This is a genomic window from Campylobacter sp. BCW_6465, from assembly GCF_001762815.1.
In the GTDB taxonomy this organism is placed as follows: domain Bacteria; phylum Campylobacterota; class Campylobacteria; order Campylobacterales; family Campylobacteraceae; genus Campylobacter_D; species Campylobacter_D jejuni.
Window position 1 is genome coordinate 1 of sequence record NZ_MJXN01000046.1, and the last position, 1,162, is coordinate 1,162.

The window sequence follows — 1,162 nt, forward strand, 5'->3', positions numbered from 1 at the left end:
GTACTTAAAGCTAGGATAAAAAGTTCTATTTCACTTTCAAATACAAAAAGATGTTTATAGTGTTTAGCTAAATTTTTAATAAGCAAGGCATTGCCTATACCATAAATACATACGAAAGGATATCTAGGAGTTTTTTCTAAAATACTTTGATAGAAAAAATTTAATTCTTCTTCTAAGTTTTCATACATGAAAACATTATGAGTTTTATCAAAGATATTTAAATTTTCATCTATATTAAAATGAGAACAAGTTTTATTTTGTATGAAATTTAAAAGTTTATTTCCTAAGGGTTCATTTACTCCACTTAATAAAGCTTGTATGTTTTTTTCTAGTAGGCTCATTAGCTTTCCTTAAAAGAATTGATGATAATATTTATTCTTTGTTCTAACTTTTCTATAAAATAAAACAACCATTCATCATAAGCTTTGATATAAGCACTGATGAAACTAGCATGATCTAAAATATTTTCTTTATAAACTAAGCTTATCCTAAGTCCTCGTTCATAAATCACTGCTTTTAAAATACCATCCTGTATAAACTCATCTTCATCTAAAGAATGATTGAAATTTTCTATATTTTGATAAACTTTTTCTAAAAATTCCAAAGGTAAAATAAAATCTTTACTGAGTATATTTTCTAAAATTTGTTTTAAAGCTAAAGCATCATTTAAAAATCTGTTAGCATTATCTTGATCTTTTTGTATTTTTTCTTTGAATTTAACTAGGAGTTTATCACTTCTATTTTTAGTTAAACTTTTTGGAAGTTCAAATTTAGGTTTTTCTTTTGTAAGGAGTTTTTCACAACATTCTTTAAAGGAAAGTTCTTCAGTAAAATTAATCCTTGCTCCACCTTCAGTAGCATTGTAAAATTTAGCTTCTTTACTGTTGCAAGCAAAAAGATATTCAAGTTTTATGCGATAATCATTCCAATCCATATGAGTTAAAACTTCACCTTTACCTGCATAGGCTGGGACTTTAAGTTTGTCTATATTTTCTTCACCGCTAAATTTCTCCCCAAAATCAAAACCTTTTGAATGTGAATTTCCTTCTTCATCAAAGGCTAAATCTTGTCCTATCATGATAATATTTTTAAATCCTAAAGCCAAAGCTAAGGTATAAGAAAAATGACTTACATGAGTACCTGTATCAATATAACCAAAGTC

At 26.4% G+C, this 1,162-nt stretch carries 2 pseudogenes; both read right to left on the minus strand.

Annotated elements, in window-relative coordinates:
* Positions 1–341, minus strand: a pseudogene (locus AJ886_RS03355) (motility associated factor glycosyltransferase family protein); the annotation flags it as partial.
* Positions 341–1,162 (minus strand): annotated as a pseudogene (locus tag AJ886_RS03360) (motility associated factor glycosyltransferase family protein); the annotation flags it as partial. The pseudogenes AJ886_RS03355 and AJ886_RS03360, both read right to left, overlap by 1 nt.